The 21,567-nt window shown below is 68.4% G+C and carries 27 protein-coding genes; 20 read left to right on the top strand and 7 right to left on the bottom strand.

The features are described from left to right. The first annotated feature begins 105 nt into the window (after nucleotides 1–105). From AC07OY_RS18870 to AC07OY_RS18855, 4 genes are all read left to right on the top strand, one after another. Complete coding sequence (locus tag AC07OY_RS18870; RefSeq protein WP_495044155.1) at nucleotides 106–891, top strand: PEP-CTERM sorting domain-containing protein; 786 nt, start codon at nucleotides 106–108, stop codon at nucleotides 889–891. Between the two features lie 27 nt (nucleotides 892–918). Beyond that, on the top strand, nucleotides 919–1,491 hold the full coding sequence (locus tag AC07OY_RS18865) for a hypothetical protein (protein ID WP_495044154.1): 573 nt from the start codon (nucleotides 919–921) through the stop codon (nucleotides 1,489–1,491). A 158-nt stretch (nucleotides 1,492–1,649) separates the two neighbouring features. Then, entirely contained in the window at nucleotides 1,650–3,104 is a 1,455-nt protein-coding gene (locus tag AC07OY_RS18860; RefSeq protein WP_495044153.1) for an RNB domain-containing ribonuclease, read from the top strand. Between the two features lie 96 nt (nucleotides 3,105–3,200). Beyond that, nucleotides 3,201–3,446, top strand: coding sequence for a YkvA family protein (locus tag AC07OY_RS18855; RefSeq protein WP_495044152.1), 246 nt, complete (start codon nucleotides 3,201–3,203; stop codon nucleotides 3,444–3,446). A gap of 32 nt (nucleotides 3,447–3,478) precedes the next feature. On the opposite strand, the gene AC07OY_RS18850 is transcribed toward AC07OY_RS18855, so the two are convergent. From AC07OY_RS18850 to AC07OY_RS18840, 3 genes are read right to left on the bottom strand one after another with little or no spacing between them, the layout of a single operon-like run. Then, entirely contained in the window at nucleotides 3,479–3,832 is a 354-nt protein-coding gene (locus AC07OY_RS18850; RefSeq protein WP_495044151.1) for a cupin domain-containing protein, read from the bottom strand. After that, on the bottom strand, nucleotides 3,832–4,272 hold the full coding sequence (gene dtd / locus AC07OY_RS18845; protein WP_495044150.1) for a D-aminoacyl-tRNA deacylase: 441 nt from the start codon (nucleotides 4,270–4,272) through the stop codon (nucleotides 3,832–3,834). The genes AC07OY_RS18850 and dtd overlap by 1 nt, the downstream gene beginning before the upstream one ends. Beyond that, nucleotides 4,269–5,162 (bottom strand): cation diffusion facilitator family transporter, encoded by an 894-nt coding sequence (locus AC07OY_RS18840; protein ID WP_495044149.1) that lies wholly within the window; start codon nucleotides 5,160–5,162, stop codon nucleotides 4,269–4,271. Before AC07OY_RS18840 ends, dtd begins: the two co-directional genes overlap by 4 nt. A gap of 125 nt (nucleotides 5,163–5,287) precedes the next feature. Between AC07OY_RS18840 and AC07OY_RS18835 the strand changes: the two genes are divergently transcribed. The 14 genes from AC07OY_RS18835 (at nucleotide 5,288) to tatC (ending at nucleotide 13,159) form a co-directional block, all read left to right on the top strand. Beyond that, nucleotides 5,288–5,746, top strand: coding sequence for an RDD family protein (locus AC07OY_RS18835; RefSeq protein ID WP_495044148.1), 459 nt, complete (start codon nucleotides 5,288–5,290; stop codon nucleotides 5,744–5,746). Nucleotides 5,747–5,790: 44 nt separating this feature from the next. Further along, nucleotides 5,791–6,696, top strand: a complete 906-nt coding sequence (argB, locus tag AC07OY_RS18830; protein ID WP_495044147.1) for an acetylglutamate kinase — start codon at nucleotides 5,791–5,793, stop codon at nucleotides 6,694–6,696. Next, complete coding sequence (locus AC07OY_RS18825; RefSeq protein WP_495044146.1) at nucleotides 6,693–7,373, top strand: pyrimidine 5'-nucleotidase; 681 nt, start codon at nucleotides 6,693–6,695, stop codon at nucleotides 7,371–7,373. The genes argB and AC07OY_RS18825 overlap by 4 nt, the downstream gene beginning before the upstream one ends. 80 nt (nucleotides 7,374–7,453) lie before the next feature. Further along, on the top strand, nucleotides 7,454–8,140 hold the full coding sequence (locus AC07OY_RS18820) for a response regulator transcription factor (RefSeq protein ID WP_119047125.1): 687 nt from the start codon (nucleotides 7,454–7,456) through the stop codon (nucleotides 8,138–8,140). A gap of 11 nt (nucleotides 8,141–8,151) precedes the next feature. Further along, nucleotides 8,152–8,778: a nucleoid occlusion factor SlmA gene (slmA, locus tag AC07OY_RS18815; RefSeq protein ID WP_495044145.1), complete on the top strand. Its 627-nt coding sequence runs from the start codon at nucleotides 8,152–8,154 to the stop codon at nucleotides 8,776–8,778. 13 nt (nucleotides 8,779–8,791) lie between these two features. Next, complete coding sequence (locus AC07OY_RS18810) at nucleotides 8,792–9,658, top strand: ATP-binding protein (RefSeq protein WP_495044144.1); 867 nt, start codon at nucleotides 8,792–8,794, stop codon at nucleotides 9,656–9,658. Then, nucleotides 9,655–10,083, top strand: coding sequence for an NUDIX domain-containing protein (locus AC07OY_RS18805; RefSeq protein WP_495044143.1), 429 nt, complete (start codon nucleotides 9,655–9,657; stop codon nucleotides 10,081–10,083). The genes AC07OY_RS18810 and AC07OY_RS18805 overlap by 4 nt, the downstream gene beginning before the upstream one ends. Before the next feature lie 4 nt (nucleotides 10,084–10,087). Next, nucleotides 10,088–10,477 carry a phosphoribosyl-AMP cyclohydrolase gene (gene hisI, locus AC07OY_RS18800; RefSeq protein WP_495044142.1) on the top strand — a complete coding sequence of 130 codons (390 nt, stop codon included), beginning with the start codon at nucleotides 10,088–10,090 and terminating at the stop codon, nucleotides 10,475–10,477. Beyond that, nucleotides 10,470–10,808 carry a phosphoribosyl-ATP diphosphatase gene (locus AC07OY_RS18795; protein ID WP_495044141.1) on the top strand — a complete coding sequence of 113 codons (339 nt, stop codon included), beginning with the start codon at nucleotides 10,470–10,472 and terminating at the stop codon, nucleotides 10,806–10,808. Before hisI ends, AC07OY_RS18795 begins: the two co-directional genes overlap by 8 nt. Beyond that, complete coding sequence (locus AC07OY_RS18790) at nucleotides 10,805–11,173, top strand: DUF4870 family protein (RefSeq protein ID WP_495044140.1); 369 nt, start codon at nucleotides 10,805–10,807, stop codon at nucleotides 11,171–11,173. Before AC07OY_RS18795 ends, AC07OY_RS18790 begins: the two co-directional genes overlap by 4 nt. Before the next feature lie 11 nt (nucleotides 11,174–11,184). Then, a complete protein-coding gene (locus AC07OY_RS18785; protein WP_495044139.1) occupies nucleotides 11,185–11,532 on the top strand; it encodes a histidine triad nucleotide-binding protein in 348 nt (115 codons plus the stop codon). Between the two features lie 122 nt (nucleotides 11,533–11,654). Next, a complete protein-coding gene (tatA, locus tag AC07OY_RS18780; protein ID WP_495044138.1) occupies nucleotides 11,655–11,894 on the top strand; it encodes a Sec-independent protein translocase subunit TatA in 240 nt (79 codons plus the stop codon). Next, on the top strand, nucleotides 11,895–12,374 hold the full coding sequence (gene tatB / locus AC07OY_RS18775; protein WP_495044137.1) for a Sec-independent protein translocase protein TatB: 480 nt from the start codon (nucleotides 11,895–11,897) through the stop codon (nucleotides 12,372–12,374). Then, nucleotides 12,371–13,159 carry a twin-arginine translocase subunit TatC gene (gene tatC / locus AC07OY_RS18770; protein WP_495044136.1) on the top strand — a complete coding sequence of 263 codons (789 nt, stop codon included), beginning with the start codon at nucleotides 12,371–12,373 and terminating at the stop codon, nucleotides 13,157–13,159. The genes tatB and tatC overlap by 4 nt, the downstream gene beginning before the upstream one ends. On the opposite strand, the gene AC07OY_RS18765 is transcribed toward tatC, so the two are convergent. Then, nucleotides 13,147–14,319 (bottom strand): S1C family serine protease, encoded by a 1,173-nt coding sequence (locus tag AC07OY_RS18765; protein ID WP_495044135.1) that lies wholly within the window; start codon nucleotides 14,317–14,319, stop codon nucleotides 13,147–13,149. The genes tatC and AC07OY_RS18765 overlap by 13 nt on opposite strands. A 23-nt stretch (nucleotides 14,320–14,342) precedes the next feature. Between AC07OY_RS18765 and AC07OY_RS18760 the strand changes: the two genes are divergently transcribed. Beyond that, the gene (locus AC07OY_RS18760) at nucleotides 14,343–15,089 is read left to right on the top strand and encodes a Nif3-like dinuclear metal center hexameric protein (protein ID WP_495044134.1); all 747 of its coding nucleotides are present in this window, start codon (nucleotides 14,343–14,345) and stop codon (nucleotides 15,087–15,089) included. 161 nt (nucleotides 15,090–15,250) lie between these two features. On the opposite strand, the gene AC07OY_RS18755 is transcribed toward AC07OY_RS18760, so the two are convergent. Continuing rightward, nucleotides 15,251–16,159: a M14 family metallopeptidase gene (locus tag AC07OY_RS18755; RefSeq protein ID WP_495044133.1), complete on the bottom strand. Its 909-nt coding sequence runs from the start codon at nucleotides 16,157–16,159 to the stop codon at nucleotides 15,251–15,253. Continuing rightward, nucleotides 16,156–17,958, bottom strand: a complete 1,803-nt coding sequence (locus AC07OY_RS18750) for a DUF885 domain-containing protein (protein WP_495044132.1) — start codon at nucleotides 17,956–17,958, stop codon at nucleotides 16,156–16,158. Before AC07OY_RS18750 ends, AC07OY_RS18755 begins: the two co-directional genes overlap by 4 nt. A gap of 74 nt (nucleotides 17,959–18,032) precedes the next feature. Between AC07OY_RS18750 and pdxA the strand changes: the two genes are divergently transcribed. Continuing rightward, nucleotides 18,033–19,040 carry a 4-hydroxythreonine-4-phosphate dehydrogenase PdxA gene (gene pdxA / locus AC07OY_RS18745; RefSeq protein WP_495044131.1) on the top strand — a complete coding sequence of 336 codons (1,008 nt, stop codon included), beginning with the start codon at nucleotides 18,033–18,035 and terminating at the stop codon, nucleotides 19,038–19,040. Here the strand turns inward: pdxA and AC07OY_RS18740 are convergent. Beyond that, nucleotides 19,024–21,438, bottom strand: coding sequence for a DUF1631 family protein (locus AC07OY_RS18740; RefSeq protein WP_495044130.1), 2,415 nt, complete (start codon nucleotides 21,436–21,438; stop codon nucleotides 19,024–19,026). The genes pdxA and AC07OY_RS18740 overlap by 17 nt on opposite strands. Nucleotides 21,439–21,567: the final 129 nt, after the last annotated feature.

Below are 21,567 nucleotides of genomic sequence, written 5' to 3'. Positions count from 1 at the left end.
AAGCGATTGATTCGATTGGTTTTTCCTCGCTCAACGCAACACGCCGTGGAAGCAAGCATGGAACTTGCGTAGGCGCAGGTCTGAATCAACTTCATTGAGGCAACCATGTCGACCTATCCGCAACACGCCACGTCTGCTCGCCCCCAAACGCTGAAGGGCGGGGCACTGCGACGCGGACGGGTGGCCCTTGCCCTTGCCGGCGCCCTGGCTGCCGCGTTCCTCAGCGCACCCGCGCAAGCGGCACCCACCCGACAGGTCACGATTCAGGCCTGGCAGGTCTGCGACGACGCCGGCAACAACTGTGCAAACACGAGTTATTTCGATGCCTTCACCCAGAAGATCTGGGCGCAGGCCGACATCGTGGTGAACTTCCTCGCCATGCAGCAGGTCAACAGCAGCGACCGTTTGAACGAGACCGATTTCAGCGACCTCGGCAACGTGGGTGACGCCTCGATCATCGACCTCTGGTTCCTGAACGACCTGAGTGACTGCGGCGGCAATTACGGCTTTGGCAGCCTGTACGGCTGCGGCACTTCGGGGGGCTGGTTCGCGATGACGCAAGCGGTGTTTGATTTCTCGGCCGTGGGCCGAGTGGACACGCTGTCGCACGAACTGGGCCACGTGCTCGGCCTCGGTCATAACGATTTCGGTGCCGGTGGCTCCGACAACCTGATGACGTCCGGCGGCAACCGTTCCATCGCGCAGGCGCTGGGTGACGTGAACCCCGATGGCCTGGGTCTGGAAAAGCTCACGGCCGAACAGATCGCCGAGGCGCGTTCGAGCCGGTTCACCACGAGCGCCGCCACGGTGCCCGAGCCCGGCTCGGTGGCATTGGTCGCGCTGGCGCTGTCGGTCGCAGGTCTGGGCCGTCGCAAGGCTGCCGTCCGTTGACGGCGTGAAGCTGCGGCGGGCCACACGATGAAGGTGCAAGCCTGCCGCGGATTGGGTGCTGGGCTGGCGGTCGGGCTGGGCCTGGTGCCCTGGTCCGGCGCTGTGATGCCCAACGACACGATCACCCAGCCGCCCGAGTTTGAAGCCCGCACTTCGCCGTCAGCCCGCTGCGTTCTCGAACTGAAGCTGCGGGCCGACGCCAATCCGCATGCCGCCCGCACCACCGCCACCCTGCTGGCAATTGGCGCCGCGTCGCGCAAGGTGGTGTGGACGCGCGAGTTGCCGCACCGGCCGCGACCGCGGTTTGCTTTGGTCAACGACAAGTGCCAGGTGGTCCTGCTGGACGAATGGCTGAATGTTCGCAGCGCGCTGGCCGTGACGGTGATCGACAAGCACAACCGTACGTTGGCCGTGCATGACCTGGAGGCCGTGCGGGTGGCCGTTGGCGTGCCCCTCGGCGCCCTGGCCGCACGGGCCCGTCACGGCCCTTGGATTCAGGCCCCGCCGACCCTGGATGCGCAAGGCGATGCCGTAGCACTGGCCGTGGGTGGCAGCACGCTGGTGATCCGCCTGCGCGATGGTGCGCTGTCGAGCCGCTGACGGCCTGCCGGCGGCATGGATTGCGATGGGTGCGTCAAGCCGCGCCCTGGGTTGACAAGGGTACACACGCATGCAGGAAGGGTGGCGCTCGCGCACCGCTACAGTCGGCAACGCCAAGCGATCCGGCCGCTCGCCTTCTGCAATGCTTGCACCTCCGCATGACCGTTGACGACCTGCACCGACTTGCCGAGGAAGCCCTGCGGGAGCGTGGCTTTCTGTCACGCTTCTCTCCCGCCGCGCTCGCGCAAGCGGAGGACTGCCGCCGCACCGGTCCGCGCCGCCATGGCGACGTGCGCGACCTCCGGCAGCTGGCGTGGTTCTCCATCGACAACGACGACACCCGCGACCTCGACCAGCTCAGCGTGGCAGAACCTCTGCCGGGCGGCGCCACCCGATTGCTCGTGGCGGTCGCCGATGTCGAGGCATTCGTGCCTGCAGGCAGCGCGCTCGACGAGCACGCCGCCAACAACACCACGTCGGTGTACACGGCCGCCGGGGTCTACCCGATGCTGCCTGAGACGCTGTCCACGGATCTCAGCTCGCTCCACGAGGGCCAGGAGCGCCTGGCGGTCGTCGCCGACATGCGCGTCGAGCTGGATGGCGAGGTGTCCGACGCATCGCTGTACGCAGCCGTCGTCGTCAACCAGGCCCAGCTGACGTACGACGCAGTGAGCGCGTGGCTCGCCGATGAGTCGCTGCCGCTGCGACGGCTCGGGGATGTGCCGCAACTGGCTGATCAGCTGCGCCTGCACGACGCGCTCGCGGCACGGCTGGCAGGCTGGCGTCACGAGCGCGGGGCTTTGACCATGACCACCGTGTCGGCGCGCCCGGTGTTCGCCGACGGCCGGCTGGTCGACCTGCGGGCCGACCCGAAGAATCGCGCAAAGGACCTCATCGCCGAACTGATGATTGCGGCGAATGGCGCGACCGCCCGCTTCCTTGAGCACCACGGCTTTCCGTCGCTGCGCCGTTTCCTGCGAGCGCCGCAACGCTGGGACCGCATCGAAGCGCTCGCCGCCGCGCACGGCGGCCTTCTGCCCGACGAGCCGGATGCCGCCGCGCTCGACCGCTTTCTCGCCGCACGCCGCCAGGACGATCCCGCCGGCTTTGCCGACCTGTCGCTCGCGGTCGTCAAGCTGCTCGGCGCCGGCGAATACCTCGCCGCCGCGCCGGGGAGGCCGGGTCAGGGCCACTTCGGGCTGGCCCTCCACGACTACGCTCATACGACTGCGCCCAATCGCCGCTTTCCCGACCTGGTCATGCAGCGCCTGGTCAAGGCCGCACTGGCTGGCAAGCCGCCGCCGTACACGGCCGACGCGCTGGACGGCATCGCCAGGCACTGCACCGAGCAGGAGGGGCGGGCCAATGCCGTCGAGCGCCAGGTTCTCAAGGCGGCAGCCGCCTTCCTGCTCAACCCGCGCATCGGCGAAGTCTTCGAGGCCATCGTGACGGGCGTTGCGCGCAAAGGCACCTTCGTGCGACTGCGCCAGCCGCTCGTCGAAGGTCGAGTCGTGCAGGGCTTCGAGGGCCTGGACGTTGGCGACAGAACACGCGTGCGTTTGCTCGCCATCGACGCCCGCCACGGCCACATCGATTTCGAGCGGGTGGCCTGAACGGCGTTTGTAACGTCCGGTGCCGGCCCTTGTGACGCGTCGAACGAGGGCCATCTACCGGGACGGCGTTGATCGCCGTTTGCTGGAGAAGCTGCCATGTGGAAACGTCTGCCCCTGCTCTGGACCCTCGTGCGAGGCGATGCCCGCCGGCTCTGGTCAGCCGTGCGCCATCCCGCCGCGCCCGCATGGCTGAAGGTCGGCACGGCGCTCATCGTGCTCTATGTACTGTCGCCGATCGACCTGATCCCCGACTTCATCCCCGTGCTGGGCGTGATGGACGACATCGTGCTGGTGCCCCTGGCTATCCGCTTTCTGCTGAAGCGCTTGGAAGATCCAGCTTGACTGACGGGATCGACGTCAGCTTCGATGCCTGCTCAGCCGGTCGCATCCACCAGCACGAAGTGCTTGCGCACCGGCTCCAGCACCTCGAACTCCCCCTCGAAGCCCGGCGGGATGACGCCGCCCTGGCCGGGGCCGATGTCGACCGCGCCGGCCGGCCCGTGCAGGCGCACGCGGCCTTCGAGCACATGGAAATACTCCTGGCGGCCGGCGGGAAAGACGATGCGCCAGCGCCCGACCTCGCAGGCCCAGATGCCGGCGCTCATGGGGCCGGCTTCATGCAGCGTCCAGGTCTGGCGCTGCGGTGCTCCACTGACGCGACGGTCTTCGCGCGGCTGGTCATGGACGGGCTCGAGACCCGCCGTGGAGTCGATCAGCGTGATCTTCATCAGTTCATCCGCATCGGAATGGTGACGGGGCCGTCGTTGATGAGGTGGACCTGCATGTCGGCGCCGAACTCGCCGTTCGCGACGATCGGGTGCTGCTGGCGCGCAAACGCCAGCGTGTGCTCGTAGAGCTTGCGACCCAGCTCGGCCGGCGCCGCGCCCGAGAAGCTGGGGCGGTTGCCGCCGTTGGTGTCGGCTGCCAGCGTGAACTGGCTGACGATGAGCAGGCCGCCGCCGACATCCTGCAGGCTGCGGTTCATCTTGCCGGCCTCGTCGCTGAAGACGCGCAGCTTCAGCACCTTGGCGATGAGCTTCTCGGCGATGGCCTCGCTGTCGGTCGGCTCGGCGCAGACCAGCATGAGAAAGCCTTGGCCGATCTGGCCGACGACGGCACCGCCCACCTCCACGCGCGCCTCGCGCACCCTTTGCAATATCGCGATCAAACCAGGTCCTCCTCGTCCATGTTGTGGGCCTCGACGTCCATCGGCAGCAACTGGATGCTGGCGCGCAGCCCGGGCACCGCGCTCATCAGCGCCTGTTCGAGGTCGACGCGCAGGGCGGCCGCGCGGCCCAGGGTCCAGCTGGCCGGCATGTGCATGTGCAGGTCGATGAAACGGCGCTGGCCGGCCACGCGGCTGGCGATGTGGTCGAAGCGGATGGCATGCGGATGCCTGAAGCCGTCCAGCACCGCCTGGACCTGGGCCAGGGATTCGGCGTCCAGGGCCTGGTCCATCAGCCCGCCGGTGGACTCGCGCATCAGGTGCACGCCCTCGCGCAGGATGTTAAAGGCGACGACGCCGGCCAGCAGCGGGTCCAGCCACTGCCAGCCCGTGGCCATGACGCCGATCAGGCCGGCCACGACGCCGGCCGAGGTCCAGACGTCGGTGATCAGGTGGCGGGCATCGCCTTCCAGCGCCACCGAGCGCACCTCGCGCGCCTTGCGCAGCATGGCCCAGGCCAGGGCGCCGTTCAGCGCCGAGCTGACGACGGCCAGGGCCACGCCCAGGCCGATGGCGTCGAGCGCCTGCGGATGGCGCCAGCGGTCCACCGCGCCCCACAGGATGCCCAGCCCCGCCGCGATGATGAGGATGCCCTCGAAGCCGCTGGAGAAGTACTCGGCCTTGTGGTGGCCGTAGGGGTGGTTGTCGTCGGCCGGCTGGGCGGCCAGGGTCACCATGGCCAGGGCGAACACCGCTCCGGCCAGATTGACGAGGGACTCCAGCGCATCGGCGGCCAGGCTGACCGACCCCGTCCACCACCAGGCGGCCGTCTTCAGCGCGATGGTCACGAGGGCGACCGCCACGGAGAGCTTCAAATAGGCACGGGCTTGCATGAGGGTCATTTTCACCATGACCGGGTTTCCGATGAGGGCGCGGTCTGCCGGCGCCGGCGCGAGGCGTGGACACTTGGATCGTGCACGCGACAGAACGAGTGCCGACTCGACATCAGGGAGAAGCCATGGATACCGAAGCCAAGCGGTTTGAGCCGCCCGCCAGCGATGTGGCGGCCGTCGTCAATGCTGAATCGATGGAGCTCGCCGGCAAGGGGCGGCGCTTCGCCACCTGCCTGATCGACTACGCGGGCTTCTTCGTCTTCTCGGCCAGCATCGGCGTCGTCGCGGGCGTGATCTTTGGCGAAGCCGGCCTGGACGTGTTGAAGCGGATCCCGGACTGGCTGCTCGGCATGAGCATCTTCTCGGTGTACTACCTGTTCTTCGAGGGCATCTGGGCCCGCACGCCGGGCAAGTGGCTGATGGGCACGCGGGTGGTCACCAACGACGGCCTGTCCCCGTCATTCGGGCAGGTGCTGGGCCGCACGCTCAGCCGCTTCATCCCTTTCGAGCCCTTCTCCTTCTTCTTCGGTGAGAAGGGTTGGCATGACAGCATCCCCAAGACCCAGGTCATCCGCACCCGTTGAGCGGACGTCTTCCTAGAATGGCTCCAATTCCCCCCGGAGCCGAAATGACCACGCCCCACACCACCGACGTCTCCCACATCGCGCCGCGCGAGAAGGCTGAGATCCTTTCCCAGGCCTTGCCCTATATCCGCAAGTTCCACGGCAAGACCATCGTCATCAAGTACGGCGGCAATGCCATGACCGACCCGGAGCTGCAGCAGGACTTCGCCGAAGACGTGGTGCTGCTGAAGCTCGTCGGCCTGAACCCGGTGGTGGTGCACGGCGGCGGCCCGCAGATCGAGGACGCGCTGAACAAGCTGGGCAAGAAGGGCCACTTCATCCAGGGCATGCGCGTCACCGACGCCGAGACCATGGGTGTCGTCGAATGGGTGCTGGCCGGCGAGGTGCAGCAGGACATCGTCGGCCTCATCAACGCCGCCGGCGGCAAGGCCGTGGGCCTGACGGGCCGCGATGGCGGCATGATCCGCGCCAAGCAGCTGAAGATCCTGGACAAGGACGATCCCAGCAAGGAACACGACATCGGCCAGGTCGGCGACATCGTCTCCATCGACCCCAGCGTCGTGAAGGCCCTGCAGGACGACCAGTTCATCCCCGTCGTCAGCCCCATCGGCTTCGGCGAGAGCAACGAGAGCTACAACATCAACGCCGACGTCGTCGCCGCCAAGCTGGCCACCGTGCTGCAGGCCGAGAAGCTGCTGATGCTGACCAATATCCGCGGCGTGCTGGACAAACAGGGCGAGCTGCTGACCGAGCTGACGCCGCGGCGCATCGACGAGCTGGTCGAGGACGGCACCATCAGCGGCGGCATGATCCCCAAGATCGCCGGCGCCATCGACGCGGCCAAGAGCGGCGTCAACGCCGTCCACATCATCGACGGCCGCGTGCCGCACGCGATGTTGCTGGAGGTGCTGACAGATCAGGCGTACGGGACGATGATCAGCTCACGATGAGTCGACGTTCCAAAGTCTGGCTGTTCGACCTCGACGACACGCTGCACAACGCCTCGCACCGCGCCTTCACGGAACTGAACACCTCCATGTCGGCCTATATGGTCACCTACCTCGGCCTGACCGAGGAGGAGGCGGCCGTGCTGCGCACGCTGTATTGGCAGCGCTATGGCGCCACGCTGACGGGGTTGCAGCGCCACCATGGCGTGAAGCCGGCCCATTTCCTCGCCGAGACCCATAAGCTGCCCGGCCTGGAGGCGCATCTGCACGGCCATGGCCATGACCTGTCGGCCCTGCGCCGCCTGCCGGGGCGCAAGCTGCTGATGACGAACGCGCCGCGCAGCTATGCCGAGCGCGTGCTGGCGGCCCTGGGCCTGACCGACGTCTTCGAGCGGCTGATCTGCATCGAGGACATGATCCTCTTCGGCCACTCCCGGCCCAAGCCGGATACGCGCATGTTCCGCATGGTGCTGGCGCGGCTCAAGCTCAGGCCCGAGCAGTGCATCCTGGTCGAGGACACGCTGATCCACCAGAAATCGGCCCGCAGCCTGGGCATGGGCACGGTCTGGATGCAGCGCTGGCTGCGCAAGGCCGCCGACGGCCGCCGCCTGCAGCACCGCCCCGCCTATGTGGACCGGCGGGTGCGCTCCCTGGCGGCGCTGTTACGGTCCCCCCAGTAATGAAGGAAGACGCGCATGGCTGAGGGCAAATCTTCGTCGGACAATGGGGTTTCCGCGCTTTGAAGAGTCCCACCGAGTCCATGACGCCCTTTTCGGTCCTGATCGTCGAAGATCAAGCCCGCTTCCGCGAGGCTTTCACGCATGCCCTGGGCAGCGTGCCCGACATCGAGCTGCTGGGCATCGCGCCCGACCTGCCCCAGGGCCGGCGCATGTTTGATCAGTTGCAGCCCGACGTCCTTCTCGTCGACCTGGACCTGCCCGGCGGCAGCGGCATCGAGCTGATCCGCCATGCCGCCCAGACCCGGCCGCAGTGCGAGGTCATGGTCATCTCCGTGTTCGGCGACGAGCAGCATGTGGTGGCCAGCATCGAGGCCGGCGCTACCGGCTATCTGCTCAAGGACAGCCTGGCTCTGGACCTGCCCGGCCAGCTGCGCTCCCTGCGCGCCGGCGGCAGCCCCATCAGCCCCGTCATCGCGCGCCGCCTGCTGGTGCGCCTGGCGCCCGGCACGCAAGGCTCGACCGGTCCGTCGCCGGAGGCCATGGCCGCGACGATGGCGGACGAAGAGGTCGTCGCCCTGTCCGAACAGGAGTCCCGCGTGCTGCACCTGGCCGCCAAGGGCTTCACCTTCGACGAGATCGCCCAGTTCATGCAGGTCTCGCCGCACACGGTGATGACCTATGTCAAGCGGGTCTACCGCAAGCTGCATGTGCGCTCCAAGGTCGAGGCGATTTATGAAGCGCGTCGACTGGGCTGGTTGCGGGATTAGCATCCGCGTCCATGGACGCCGACCAGCCCGCCGACAACCCCACCTCCACCCCGAAGAAGCGCCCCAAGCCCGGCGAGCGCCGCACGCAGATCCTGCAGGTGCTGGCCGGCATGCTGGAGCAGCCGGGGGCCGACCGCATCACCACGGCCGCCCTGGCGGCCAAGCTGGACGTCAGCGAGGCGGCCCTGTACCGCCACTTCGCCAGCAAGGCGCAGATGTTCGAGGCGCTGATCGACTTCATCGAGACCAGCGTCTTCGGCCTGGTCAATCAGATCGCGGACAACCCGCACCCGGTGCCGCCGCCTGGAAAAGCCGCGCGCATCGCCAGCGTCGTGCTGCAGTTCGGCGAGAAGAACCCCGGCATGACCCGCGTGATGGTGGGTGACGCCCTGGTCTACGAGAACGAGCGCCTGGTCGCGCGCATGAACCAGTTCTTCGACCGCATCGAATCCTCGCTGCGCCAGGTGCTGCGGGCCGCGGCCGAGGCGCAGGGCTCGATGACGCCGACCGTGCAGGCCAACGCCCAGGCCTCGGTCTGGGTCAGCTTCATCATCGGGCGGCTGCAGCGCTATGCGCGCTCGGGCTTCAAGCGGATGCCGACGGAGCAGCTGGAAGCCTCGTTGAAGAGCATCGGCTAACTACACTGGCGGGATGTCCGCCGCCCTGGAATCCTTCCTTGCCCGCGCCGAGGGTCTGCTGACCCGGCTCGAGGCCGTCCTGCCGCATGCCGCGACGCCGCCCGACTGGGCCGCTTCCACCGCCTTCCGCGCCCGTCGACGCCATGGCGCGCTGTGCCTGGAGCCGGTGCGGTCGGTCAGCCGTATCTCCTTGTCGGACTTGAAGGAAGTCGAGCCGCAGAAGGAGCGCCTGTTGCGCAACACGTCCCAGTTCGTCGCCGGCAAGCCGGCCAACAACGTGCTGTTGACCGGCGCCAAGGGCACGGGAAAAAGCTCGCTGATCAAGGCCGTGCTGAATGAGTTTTCCGGCCAGGGTCTGCGCCTCATCGAGATCGACAAGGCCGACCTCGTCGACCTGCCGGATGTTGTCGAGCAGGTCGCGGCCCGCCCCGAGCGCTTCGTGGTTTTCTGCGACGACTTGAGCTTCGACGAAGGCGAGGCCAGCTACAAGGCGCTGAAGAGCGTCCTCGACGGTTCGGTCGCCGCGGCCAGCGACAACGTGCTGATCTACGCGACGAGCAACCGCCGCCATCTGCTGCCCGAGAAGATGGTGGACAACCTCTCCGGCACCCACGGCGAGCATGGCGAGATCCATCCCGGGGAGGCGGTGGAGGAAAAGATCTCCCTGTCCGAGCGCTTCGGCCTGTGGATCAGCTTCTACCCCTTCAGCCAGAACGAGTACCTGGCCATCGTGGCGCAATGGCTGCGCCATTTCGGCCTGGACGAGGCGGCCATCGACGGCGCGCGCCAGCAGGCGCTGATCTGGGCCTTGGAGCGCGGCTCGCGCTCGGGCCGCGTGGCCTTCCAGTTCGCGCGCGACATGGCGGGGCGGGCGGAATGAGCCAAGAGCGTCCCATCACCGAGGTGGCCGTCGGCGTGCTCGTGGCCCCTGACGGCCAGTTCCTGCTGACCTCGCGCCCCGAGGGCAAGGTCTACGCCGGCTACTGGGAGTTCCCGGGCGGCAAGGTCGAGGCTGGCGAAACCGTCGAGCAGGCCCTGGCGCGCGAGTTGAAGGAAGAGATCGGCATCGAGATCGGTGCCGCCCACCCCTGGAAGACGGAGATCTTCGACTACCCCCATGCGCTGGTGAGGCTGAACTTCTGCAAGGTCTTCGAGTGGACGGGCGAGTTCCAGATGCTGGAGAACCAGCAGATGGCCTGGGCCAGCCTGCCGGTGCAGGTCAAGCCCGTGCTGCCCGGCACCATCCCCGTGCTGAACTGGTTTGCCGAGGAGCGCGGCCATGTCGGCGCTACTCACCTAGACTGATCCCATGAACTGGTTGGACGAAGTGAAATGGGACGACAAGGGCCTGGTGCCCGTCATCGCCCAGGAACAGGGCACGGGCGACGTGCTGATGTTCGCGTGGATGAACCGCGAGGCCCTGGCCCTGACGGCCGAACGCGGCCAGGCGGTCTATTTCAGCCGCTCGCGCAACAAGCTCTGGCACAAGGGCGAGGAGAGCGGCCATTTCCAGCAGGTGCATGCCATCCGCATGGACTGCGACAACGATGTCGTGCTGCTGAGCATCACCCAGCTCGGCCATGAACCCGGCATCGCCTGCCACACCGGCCGGCACAGCTGCTTCTTCCAGAGGCTGGAAAACGGTGTCTGGAGCGCCACCGAGCCGGTCTTGAAGGACCCGAGCAAGATCTATGAGTGACGACATCCTCCGCCGCGTCGGCGCGGTCATCGAATCACGCAAGGGCGCCGATCCGGCCACCAGCTATGTCGCCAAGCTCTTCGACAAGGGTCTGGACAGCATCCTGAAGAAGGTCGGCGAGGAGGCCACCGAGACGGTCATGGCGGCCAAGGACGGCGACGCGCAGAAGGTGGTCTACGAGGTGGCCGACCTGTGGTTCCACAGCATGGTGGCCCTGGCCCATTTCGGCCTCAAGCCCGAGGACGTGCTCAGGGAACTTGCACGTCGCGAAGGCCTGTCGGGCCTGGAAGAATTCGCATCCCGCAACCAGCCCGCGAAAGGCGCCCCATGAGCAACGACCTGAGCCCCGCGACGCAGCTTGCCGGCGCGCCTGACGAGAAGCTGGCCAGTCTCAAGCAGCTGACCATGGTGGTCTATGCCCTCTATGCGCTGAGTGCCTTTACCGGCTTCACCGGCATCGTCGCCATCATCATCAACTACATCAAGCGCGAGGACACCGCGGGCACCCTCTATGCCAGCCACTTCACCTGGCAGATCCGTACCTTCTGGTGGAGCTTGGTGTGGTGCCTCCTGGGCATTGCCACCATGCTGGTCGGCATCGGCTTCGTGATCCTCGCCATTGACGGCATCTGGTTCCTCTACCGCATCGTCAAGGGCTTCCTGAACTGGAACGACGGCAAGCCCATGCCGGTTTGAAGGAGACACGCATGAGCCAAGACCCCAACTGCCTGTTCTGCAAGATCGTCGCCGGCCATATCCCCAGCAAGAAGGCCTACGAGGATGAGGACGTCCTGGCCTTCCACGACATCCACCCCTGGGCGCCCGTCCACATCCTCATCATTCCCAAGCGCCACATCGCCTCCATGGCCGATGTGACCGAGGCCGAGGCCGCGCTGCTGGGCAAGATGGTGGCGCTGGGGCCCAAGCTGATGAAGGAACTGGGCGTGAGCAACGGATTCCGTCATGTCATCAACACCGGTCATGATGGCGGTCAGGAAGTGTTTCACCTGCATCTGCATGTGATGGGCGGCCCGCGGCCTTGGTTGAAAGGCTGACTTGTGACCAAACCTAAGGTCTGAGCACGATCGCACCGCTGGGCACTCCGCCTCGAAACGACCCCCTAAATCAGGGTCATCCCTCACCTAGAATTTGAGCCAGTCCTCAAGGAGTCAACATCATGGGTTCATTCAGCATTTGGCACTGGCTGATCGTCTTGCTGGTCGTCGTTCTGATCTTCGGCACCAAGAAGCTCACCAATATCGGCAAGGACCTGGGCGGCGCCGTCAAGGGTTTCAAGGACGGCATGAAGGACGGCACGGCCTCCACGTCGGAGACGGCCCCCGCGCCCCAGCAGGTCACCGCCAGCAAGGTCAACGATCCGAACACCGTCGACGTCGACGCCAAGACCAAGTCCTAAGTGCTTGACTTCGGCTTTGACAAGATCGCGCTGATCGGTGCGGTCGCGCTGATCGTCATCGGCCCCGAGAAGCTGCCGCGCGTCGCCCGCACGGTAGGCACCTTGCTGGGCAAGGCGCAGCGCTATGTCGCCGACGTCAAGGCCGAGGTCAACCGCTCCATCGAGCTGGAAGAGCTTCAGAAGATGAAGACCCAGTTCCAGACGGCGGTCCAGGATGTGGAACAGAGCGTGCGCCAGGAGGTCGACTCCGCCACCCAGGCCCTCAACCAGACCTGGCAGGACGTGACCAGCGACACGTCCTGGGACGGCGGTACGACGCTCGCGTCGCCGCCGCCCGAGTACCGCCATCCCAAGAAGAACTGGCGCCTGAAGCGCGGGACCACGCCGATGTGGTTCAAGCAGAAAGCCGGCGTGAAGCGCCACACCCAGTCCGGTGCGGCCCGCGTGGCGCGGTTCCGGCCGCCTGGCCTGAAACCATGAGCTCCTTCCAGAATCCCGACCACGACGAACTGGCCGGCACCGAGCAGCCCTTCGTCGCCCACCTGCTGGAGCTGCGCGACCGGCTGCTGCGCGCCGTCATCGCCATCGCCATCTGCTTCGGGGTGCTGTGCCTTTACCCCGGCCCCGGCCAGCTCTACGACTGGCTGGCCGCGCCCCTGGTCGCGCATCTGCCGGAAGGCACCAAGATGATCGCGACCAATGTCATCGCGCCCTTCTTCGTGCCCATCAAGATCACCATGCTGGCCGGCTTCCTGCTGGCGCTGCCGGTGGTGCTCTACCAGGCCTGGGCCTTTGTCGCGCCGGGCCTGTACTCGCACGAGAAGCGACTGGTGGTGCCGCTGGTGGTGAGCAGCACGCTGCTGTTCTTCGGCGGCGTGGCCTTCTGCTACTTCTTCGTCTTCGGCCAGGTCTTCGCCTTCATCCAGAGCTTCGCGCCCAAGAGCATCACGGCGGCACCTGACATCGAGGCCTATCTGGGCTTCGTGATGAATATGTTCATCGCCTTCGGCGCCGCCTTCGAGGTCCCGGTGGTCGTCGTCGTGCTGGCGCGCATGGGCATCGTGTCGGTGGAGAAGCTGCGCGAATGGCGCGGCTATTTCATCGTCGTCGCCTTCATCATCGCGGCCGTCATCACGCCGCCCGACATCGTCTCCCAGCTGGCCCTGGCCATCCCGATGTGCCTGCTCTATGAGCTGGGCCTGTTCGCGGCCACCTATTTCGTGCGCCACACCAAGGCGCCCGAGGAGCCGGGTCAGTCGTCCTGATCGCGCTGCGGCCGGGGGCGCTGCCCGACGGCCAGCTGGAAGCTCATCGCCTTGCCGGAGCGCTGCACGGCCACCTCGACCTGGCTCCTGGGCTTGAGGGCCGCCACGCTGGCCAGCAGTTCGGCCGGTGTCGCCACCGCATGCTCGCCGACGCGCGTCAGCACGTCGCCGGGCTTGATGCCGGCCTTGGCGGCCGGCGCGTCGTTGACGACGCCGCCGATCAGCACGCCCTTGGCTTCACCCAGCTTCAGCGCCTCGGCCAGCTCCGGCGTCAGCTCGCGCGTCTGCACGCCTATCCAGCCGCGCGCGACGACGCCGTCCTGCAGCAGGGACGACGCCACCTGGCGGGCCACGTCGACGGGGATGGCGAAGCCTATGCCCAGCGAGCCGCCGCTGCGCGAGAAGATGGCGGTGTTGATGCCGACCAGCCGGCCGTCGCCGTCCACCAGCGCGCCGCCCGAGTTGCCGGGGTTGATGGCGGCATCGGTCTGGATGAAGTTCTCGAAGGTGTTGATGCCGAGCTGGTTGCGCCCCAGCGCCGACACGATGCCCGAGGTGACCGTCTGGCCGACATTGAACGGGTTGCCGATGGCCAGCACCGCGTCGCCGACCTGCAGGTTGGCGGCCTCGCCCAGCGGAATGACGGGCAGGCCTTCCAGCTCGATCTTCAGCACGGCGAGATCGGTCTCGGGGTCGGTGCCGATGAGCTTGGCCTGTGCATGGCGGCCGTCGCTGAGCTGCACCTCGATATCGGAAGCGCCCTCGACGACATGGTTGTTGGTCAGCAGCACGCCGTCGGCCGAGATGATGACGCCCGAGCCCAGGCCGAGCTGGGGATTGCCGCGCGGCTGGCGCGAGCCGAAGGGAAAGCCGAACAGCTGCTCGTGGGCGCGGCCGGCGCGCGACGGCGCCTTGCTGGCGGTGATGCTGACGACGGCGGGTGCCGCGGCGCGGGCCGCCTGCGCAAAGCCGGCACGCACGACGGAGGCGGCGGGGGACGGGGGCAGGGCGATCTGGCGGGCCGTCTGGGCCGTGACGGCCCGGGAGGTTTCGCGCCAGGGCGCCTGCTGCAGCCATTGGGGCTTGAGCGTCGCGACGACGAAGACGACGGCCAGGACCACGGTGACCGCCTGCGCGAAAATCAGCCAGAGCCGTTTCAACACCCCAACATCCTTCCCAAGCCATGACCGATCGCGCCGCGCTGGAACGCCGACTGAACGAACTGCTCGAGCCCGCGCGCTTCAAGGATTATGGGCCGAACGGTCTGCAGGTCGAGGGCCGGGCGGAGGTCCGCCATCTCGTCTGCGGGGTCACGGCCAGCCTGGCGCTGATCGACGCGGCCATCGCCGCGAAAGCCGATGCCATCCTCGTCCACCACGGCCTGTTCTGGCGTGGCCACGACGGCCGCGTGACCGGCTGGATGAAGCAGCGCCTGGCCCGGCTGCTGGCCCATGACATCAACCTCTTCGCCTACCACCTGCCGCTGGACGCCCACCCGGCGCTCGGCAACAACGCTCAGCTCGGCGCGCGCTTGGGCTGGACGGCCGACCGGCGCTTTGGCGAGCAGGATCTGGGCTTCAGCGCCGCCATCGAATCCACCGACCTGCCGTCATTGGCAGCACGTTTGCGCGAGAGCCTGGGCCGTGAAGTGACCGCCGTGCCCGGCGACGGCCGCGCGCTGCGCCGCGTCGCCTGGTGCACCGGCGGCGCCCAGGGCTATTTCGAATCCGCCATCGCCGCCGGCGCCGATGTCTTCATCACCGGCGAGATCTCGGAGCCCCAGGCGCACTACGCTCGCGAGACCGGCGTGGCCTTCATCGCCGCCGGCCACCATGCGACCGAGCGCTATGGCGTGCAGGGCCTGGGCGCGCAGCTGGCGCGGGACCTGGGCCTGAGCTGGCAGTTCATCGACGTGGACAACCCGGCTTGAGTTGGAGCCCCTCGTCCAATCTCGCCGCGCTGGACGCGGGCGAGCCTGACCGGTCCCCCGAGGAGACGGCGATGCTTGCGGCATTGAGCCGCAAGCACATCGCCCAGGCGGGCCGGCTCGGGAAGCGGCCCAGCGCTCGGCCCGAATGCACCGATGGGTAGCTAGCTGGCCGACAGCGCGTAGGTCACCGCGGCGCGGCAGGCCGCCACCTGCGCGGCGTTGCATTGCTCTGGCGTGGCGCGCGGGCTGTCGGGATAGACCTCGGTCGTCGTCGTGAAGCGCGCCCCCGTGATGGCGGCACACAGGTGGCGGCTGCGCACGGCAAAGCTGATGACGCCCGGCGACTGCAGCGGGCAGCCGATGATCTGGCCGTTGGCGTCAGGCTCGGCAATATGGGTGACCTGGGCCACCGCGTCGATGACGGCGCGCTGGAAGGCCGGCTGGGGGGCCTCGGCGTCATCGACCAGGTAGAAGCCGTCGGGGATCACGCCGGGCTCGAAGGCCTCGCCGTCGCGCGCGGCCAGGGCAGGGCGGAACTCGGACTCGTCGGTGTCCGTCGTCTCGTGCAGGTCGATGTGCATCAGCACGCGGCCGCGCAGCGGCGCCAGCAGGGCCACCAGGGCCGCCGATTCGGCCACCGGGCTGCCCTCGCGGAAGTTGCGGTTCGGGTCCAGCGCGTCGAAGTTCCAGCGCTGGATGCGCTCATAGGCCCAGGGGCTGACGCAGGGCACCACCAGCAGATTGGCGCGGCCGGCGGCTTCCTGGCCATGGTCGCGCAGGAACTGCAGGGCGCCGTGCACGCCGCTGGTCTCGTAGCCATGCACGCCGCCGGTCACGACCAGCACGGGCCGGTCCTCGCGCCAGCCGCGGCTGCGGATGGCCAGCAGCGGGAAGCGCTCGCCGTCGCAGTCCACGGCGCCGTACTCGCTGACGTCGAAGTCCTGCTTCAAGGCCTCGATGGCGGCCAGCACGTCTTGCGCATAGCTGCGCTGCTTGACGAGGCGCGCGCGCCAGGTGCTGACCTCGGCCGGGCCCCAGGCCTGGCCGGGAATGCCGATGGGGTAGCTCATGGCCGGGCCTTTTCGCTCGTGATCCAGGCAATGATGCGCTGCTCCAGCAGCGGCAGGGGCATGGCGCCCTGGTCGATGACGGCCATGTGGAAGCGGCGCTGGTCGAACTTCGCGCCCAGCGCGGCTTCCGAGCGTGCGCGCAGCTCCTTGATCTTGAGCTCGCCCATCATGTAGCTCAGGGCCTGGCCGGGCTGCGACAGGTAGCGGTCGACTTCGGCCGTCATGAAGGTGGCGTCATGGCCGGTCTGGTCGATCATGTAGGCGATGGCCTTGTCGCGATTCCAGCCGAGGGCGTGCAGGCCGGTGTCCACGACCAGGCGCGCCGCGCGGAACATCTGCGCCTGCAGATGGCCGAAGCGGGTGTAGGGGTCGCGGAACAGGCCGAGCTGCGGGCCCAGGGTCTCGGCATACAGGGCCCAGCCTTCGCTGAAGACCGAATACTGCGACTGGCGGCGGAAGTTGGGCAGGTCGCCGAGCTCGACCTGGCGCGAGATCTGCAAATGGTGGCCGGGCACCGTCTCGTGGGCGACCAGGGTCTCCATGGCCCATTTCGGCCGGCGCTTGAAGGCGATGGCGTTGGCGTTGAACCAGCCCGGCGTCGTGCCGTCCAGCGAGGGGCCGTTGTAGTTGTCGGCTGCGCCTTCGCCGGTGTAGGGCGGCATGCCGCGAACGCCATAGGGCGAGCGCGGCAGCTGGGCGAACAGCTTGGGCAGCTCGGGGTCGATGCGCTTGGCGATGGCGCGGTAGCCGTCCAGCAGCTCCTCGGCGCTCTGGTTGAAGAACCTGGGGTCGCTGTAGAGGAATTTCTTGAAGGCGGCCAGGTCGCCGTCGAAGCCGGCCTCGGCCCTGACCTTCTCCATCTCGGCGCGGATGCGCGCGACCTCGCGCAAGCCGGTGGCGTGGATGTCGCCGGCGCCCAGCGGCAGCGTCACATGGCGCTGGATCAGGGCCTCGTAGACCTTGTCGCCACCCGGATAGGTCGACAGCGAGCCGCTGTCGGGCGCCTTGGCGGCGAGTTCGTCCTTCAGCACGGCGAGCAGCTTGCGCTGGGCCGGGTAGAAGAGCTCGCGCATGGCCGCCTGGCCCTGGGCCTGGTAGCCGGCCTTGACGCTGGCATCCACCGCCATGCGCGCGAAGGGTTCGTAGGCGGGGCTCTTGGTGACATCCTCGGTCAGCTGGCCCTCGACCTGGGCGATGGCGCGAGCCAGCACCGGCTTGGACGTGACCCAGCCCAGGGCCAGGCCCTGGCGCAGGATGGCGATCTCCTGGTCGACGCGCGCCGGGTAGGCGGCCAGCCGGGCCAGCCACTGCTTGACCTGGGTTTCGTTGCTGACCGGCACATTGCGCGCAAAGCCGGCCAGGGCCGACTGGGCCCCGTAGAGCGTGCCCAGCGTCAGCGTGCGCCAGCCGGCGAAGCCCTGCATGGCGACGTCCTGCTGGTAGCGGTTGATGAAGAGGGCCAGCGAGACGCGATCGGTGTCGCCCAGCTGGCTGGCATCGACGGCGCGGGCGCGGGCCAGCATGTCGCGGGCGAAGGCGTCGCGGGCCGCGAGGCCGGCGGCGGAGCGGTCGCTGAGCTTGTCGTTGAAGCGCAGGTCGCCGCGCAGCGTCGCCCATTCGGGCGCGGCCTGGGCCTCGGCCTCCCAGGCTTCGTCGAAGAGGGCCAGCAGGGCCTTCTGGGCCTTGCTGGAGGCGTCGGTGGCGGATGTGGCGGTGGCCGGCTTGGCGGCAGCGGGTGTGGCTGCCGGTGCGGCCAGGTGCAGGCCCGCGATCAGGGCTGCAACGAGGGTGGTGCGCAAGGGGATCTCCAGAGCGGACAAAGGTCAGCAGGCAGTCTGCCAGCGGGGCGCCAAGGGTGATGAAAGAATCAGGCATGACCCCGGAAAACTCCCTAGGCCAGCCCCTGGTCCTCAGCATGGGCGATGCCTGCGGCATCGGCCCCGAGATCCTTGCCAGGCTGTGGCTGCAGCAGGCGCCGCGCGACGCCCTTGTCGTCGGCGATGTGGCCGTCATGCGTCGCGCCGTCGCGGCCGTGGGCGGTGGCCTGGCCGTGGCCGAGCTGCATGGGCCTGAAGAGTTAGGCCGCGTGCCGCCCCACTGCCTGCCGGTGTGGCAGCCCGCCGGGCTGCCGGCGGGGCTGGTCGATGCGCCGCTGGGCCAGGTCGATGCCCGTGCCGGCGCGGCGGCGGCGCTGTGCATCGAGGCCGCCGTCGTGCTGATCCAGTCCGGCCGCGCGCGGGCCCTGGTCACCGCGCCCATCCACAAGGAAGCCCTGCACGCGGCCGGCTCGCCCTATCCCGGCCACACCGAGATGCTGCAGGCGCTGGCGGGTGGTGTGCCGGTGCGCATGATGCTGGCCAACGAGGAGCTGCGCACGGTGCTGGTCACCATCCACTGTTCGCTGCGCGAGGCGATCGCGCGCGTGACCCGCGACAGCGTGCTGGAGACGCTGCGCATCACCGGTGCCGCTCTGCGCCAGATGGGTTTTGCCAGGCCGCGCATCGCGGTGGCCGGGCTGAATCCCCATGCCGGCGAGGGCGGCCTGTTCGGCGACGAGGAAATCCACCACATCGCGCCCGCGGTCGCGGCTGCGCGCGCCGAAGGCTGGGACGCCAGCGGCCCCTACGCGCCAGACACCATCTTCATGCGCGCTCGCCGCGGCGAGTTCGATGTCGTCGTCGCCATGGTGCACGACCACGGCCTGATCCCGGTCAAGTATCTCGGCGTGGAGCAGGGCGTCAACGTGACGCTGGGCCTGCCCTTCGTGCGCACAAGCCCCGACCACGGCACGGCCTTTGACATTGCGGGGCGCGGCATTGCCGATCCGGCCAGCCTCGGCGCGGCGGTGGCGATGGCGCGCCGGCTCAGCGCGCGGGTGTAAGGGCCGCCAGCTGCGCGCGGGCGCGCGCCGTCGCGCGCTCCAGCAGCAGCGCGTGCTCGTAGGCGCGCATGCGGCCGGTCTCGCAGAGCTTCCTCAGCATGCGGGCCGTCATGGTCACGGTTTCCTGGTGGCGGCTGCCGTGCGTGAAGATGAAGAAGCTGCGGCCGCCGCTGACATGGGCGAGGCGCACCTTCTGCCACTGCTCGCCGGTGTGCATCTGGTAGGCGAAGCCGAGCTCCATGTTGTCGATCAGCAGGGCGCTGCTGCTGGGCTCGGGCGCGCTTTCGGCGGCGGGCAGGCCATCGATGGAGATGTCCACCGCCTGCATCGGCTCGGCGGCGGCCACGGCATCGTTGCCGGACAGGTCCAGGTCCAGCTCGCCATTCCAGTCGACGTTGGCCTCTTCGACCAGGCCCAGGCTCTTGGCCTCGGCCGGCGTCAGGCGCTGGCTGGCGTCGAGTTCGCCAGGCGCGGACTCGCCGGCGATGGGCTTGGCGAGATCGGCCTCGCCCGGCGGCGCGACGCCGAAGATCTGGTCGAGCTGCTTGATCAGCAGGTTGGTGTCGAGGGCGCTGGGGGCCTGGCCCTTCAGCGACTCGGCATGGGCGGGCAGCAGCACGCCGAAGAAGTCCTTGCGCGGGCCGTCCGGCCAGCGGATCAGATCCATCCCCTCGTTGAGGGTGCGCATCAGATTGGGCAGCTCGCGCAGGAAATCGGCCCGCGCGGCCGTGCCGCCCTTGGGCTGCACGCTCATGACCAGGGTGCGGCCCAGGGTGCGCAGGCGCAGGGCCCGCTCGGGCGCGCCTTCGCGCGAGGCCAGCACGATGGCCTGGCTCCAGACCTGGGCCAGGAAGCTGCGCAGGAAGTCCTGCATCGGCACGCGCGCGAGCTGCTGCTGCAGCTGCAGGGCGTAGCGCTGCTGCAGGCGCAGGTCGGTCTCGCGGCGCTCGACGACGGCGGCGGCGTCGCCGGCGGCCTTCAGCGTGTTGCGCGTCTGCTCGGCGATGAAGGCTTCCAGCGCGTCCAGCTTGGCCGTGTAGACGTCCATGCGGTCGAAGTCGCCCTGGGCGACGTCCTGCACGAGGTCGCGCACATGGGACAGGAAGGAGCGGCCGGGGTCGTCGCTGAAGTCGTCGAAGGCGCAGGCCAGCGAAGCCATGCGGTTGACGAACACGCGCACCGGATGGCGGCGCGAGGAGAAGAAGGTCTCGTCGCCCAGGGCCACGCGCAGCACCGGCAGCTGCAGGCGGGCCAGCAGGCGCGCCATCTGGGGCGGCACCTTGGGGTCGGACAGGATCTGGTCGAACAGGCCGGCGACGACGTCGATGACCATGTGGTCCAGCCGGCCCGTGGCCATCTGGCGCAGCTCGTCGCGGTGCTGATGGATGAGGTTGGTCGGCAGGGGCATCTGCCCCCAGGCGCTGGGCTCGCCATTGAGGGTGTCCAGGCCCATGCGGCCGGAATTGCCGTGGCTGTCGAAGCTCGGCTCATAGGCCGCGGCGGGGGCCTGGGCCAGGCGGCGCAGCAGGTCCATCATCTGGGGCTCGACGCGGCCGATGCCGCCGCCACCGCCCCGGCCACCATAGCCGCCGCCCGTGCCGCCGCCGAAGCCGCCGAAGCCCGTGTTGCGGCCGCCGCCCTGGCTCAGGCCGCCATGGCCGGAGCCGCCATAGCCGCCGCTGCGCGTGGACATGCCGCCATGGCCGGAGTCGAGATCGCCCGGCTGGGTGGCGCCGCCCAGGCCGCCCAGGCGGGAGTTGCCGTCCGGCGTGGCGCGCACGCGCAGGTCCTGGGGGCGCAGGCCGCGCGAGCGCAGCAGCTCGGCGATGTCGGCATAGCAGGCGCGCATCTCCTGGGCGAGCGCGCGGGTCAGCTCATCGGTCAGGGTCTGGCGGGTGATGGCGTCGTCGGTGATGGTCTGGATGGCATCGAGCAGGCCCTGGCCGATCAGTTCGGGCCGCAGCGGGTTGCGCTCGCCGACCTGGATGCCCGCCACATAGGACTCGACCTCGCGCAGCTCCCACTCGCAGTGGTGGCCGATGGCCAGGCCGATGCGGTCGGCGGCGACGAGGTTGTTGACCTGGTCGTCGTCCATCAGCGAGAGCTCGCCCCAATCCTTCTTTTTCGCCGTCGGCGCAGCGGCGGGCGGTGTTTCCGATTGTTCGGCCGCGACCTGCTTGCGCAGGCTCTGCACGAAGCGCTGTGAAAACACCCCTTGTTGCTGCCGGAACACGAACTGGGCCGCCAGCAGGGTGTCGCGCTTCTTGATCTGGCCGGCGGACAGGGCGGACAGGCCCAGGCCTTCCGCGCAGCGCTCGGCCGCCTGCTCTCCCGCCAGACGGATGCGGGTCAGCGAGGCTTCCAGGTGCGGATTCAGGCGTATCTCAGGCGCGTTCATCAATCAAGTGGCACGAGCGGCTTCTAAAGTATCGCGCCTGCAACAAGCGCGGGTTTTCAGCGGGCTGCCAAATCCGTGGCAAAAAAAAGCCCGGTAACCATTGCTTACCGGGCCGCGGAGCGGAGTGAG

Source organism: Roseateles sp. GW821-FHT09H10, from assembly GCF_059415865.1.
Note: the sequence above shows the minus strand (reverse complement) of the source record. Positions and strands in the feature narration are given on the sequence as shown.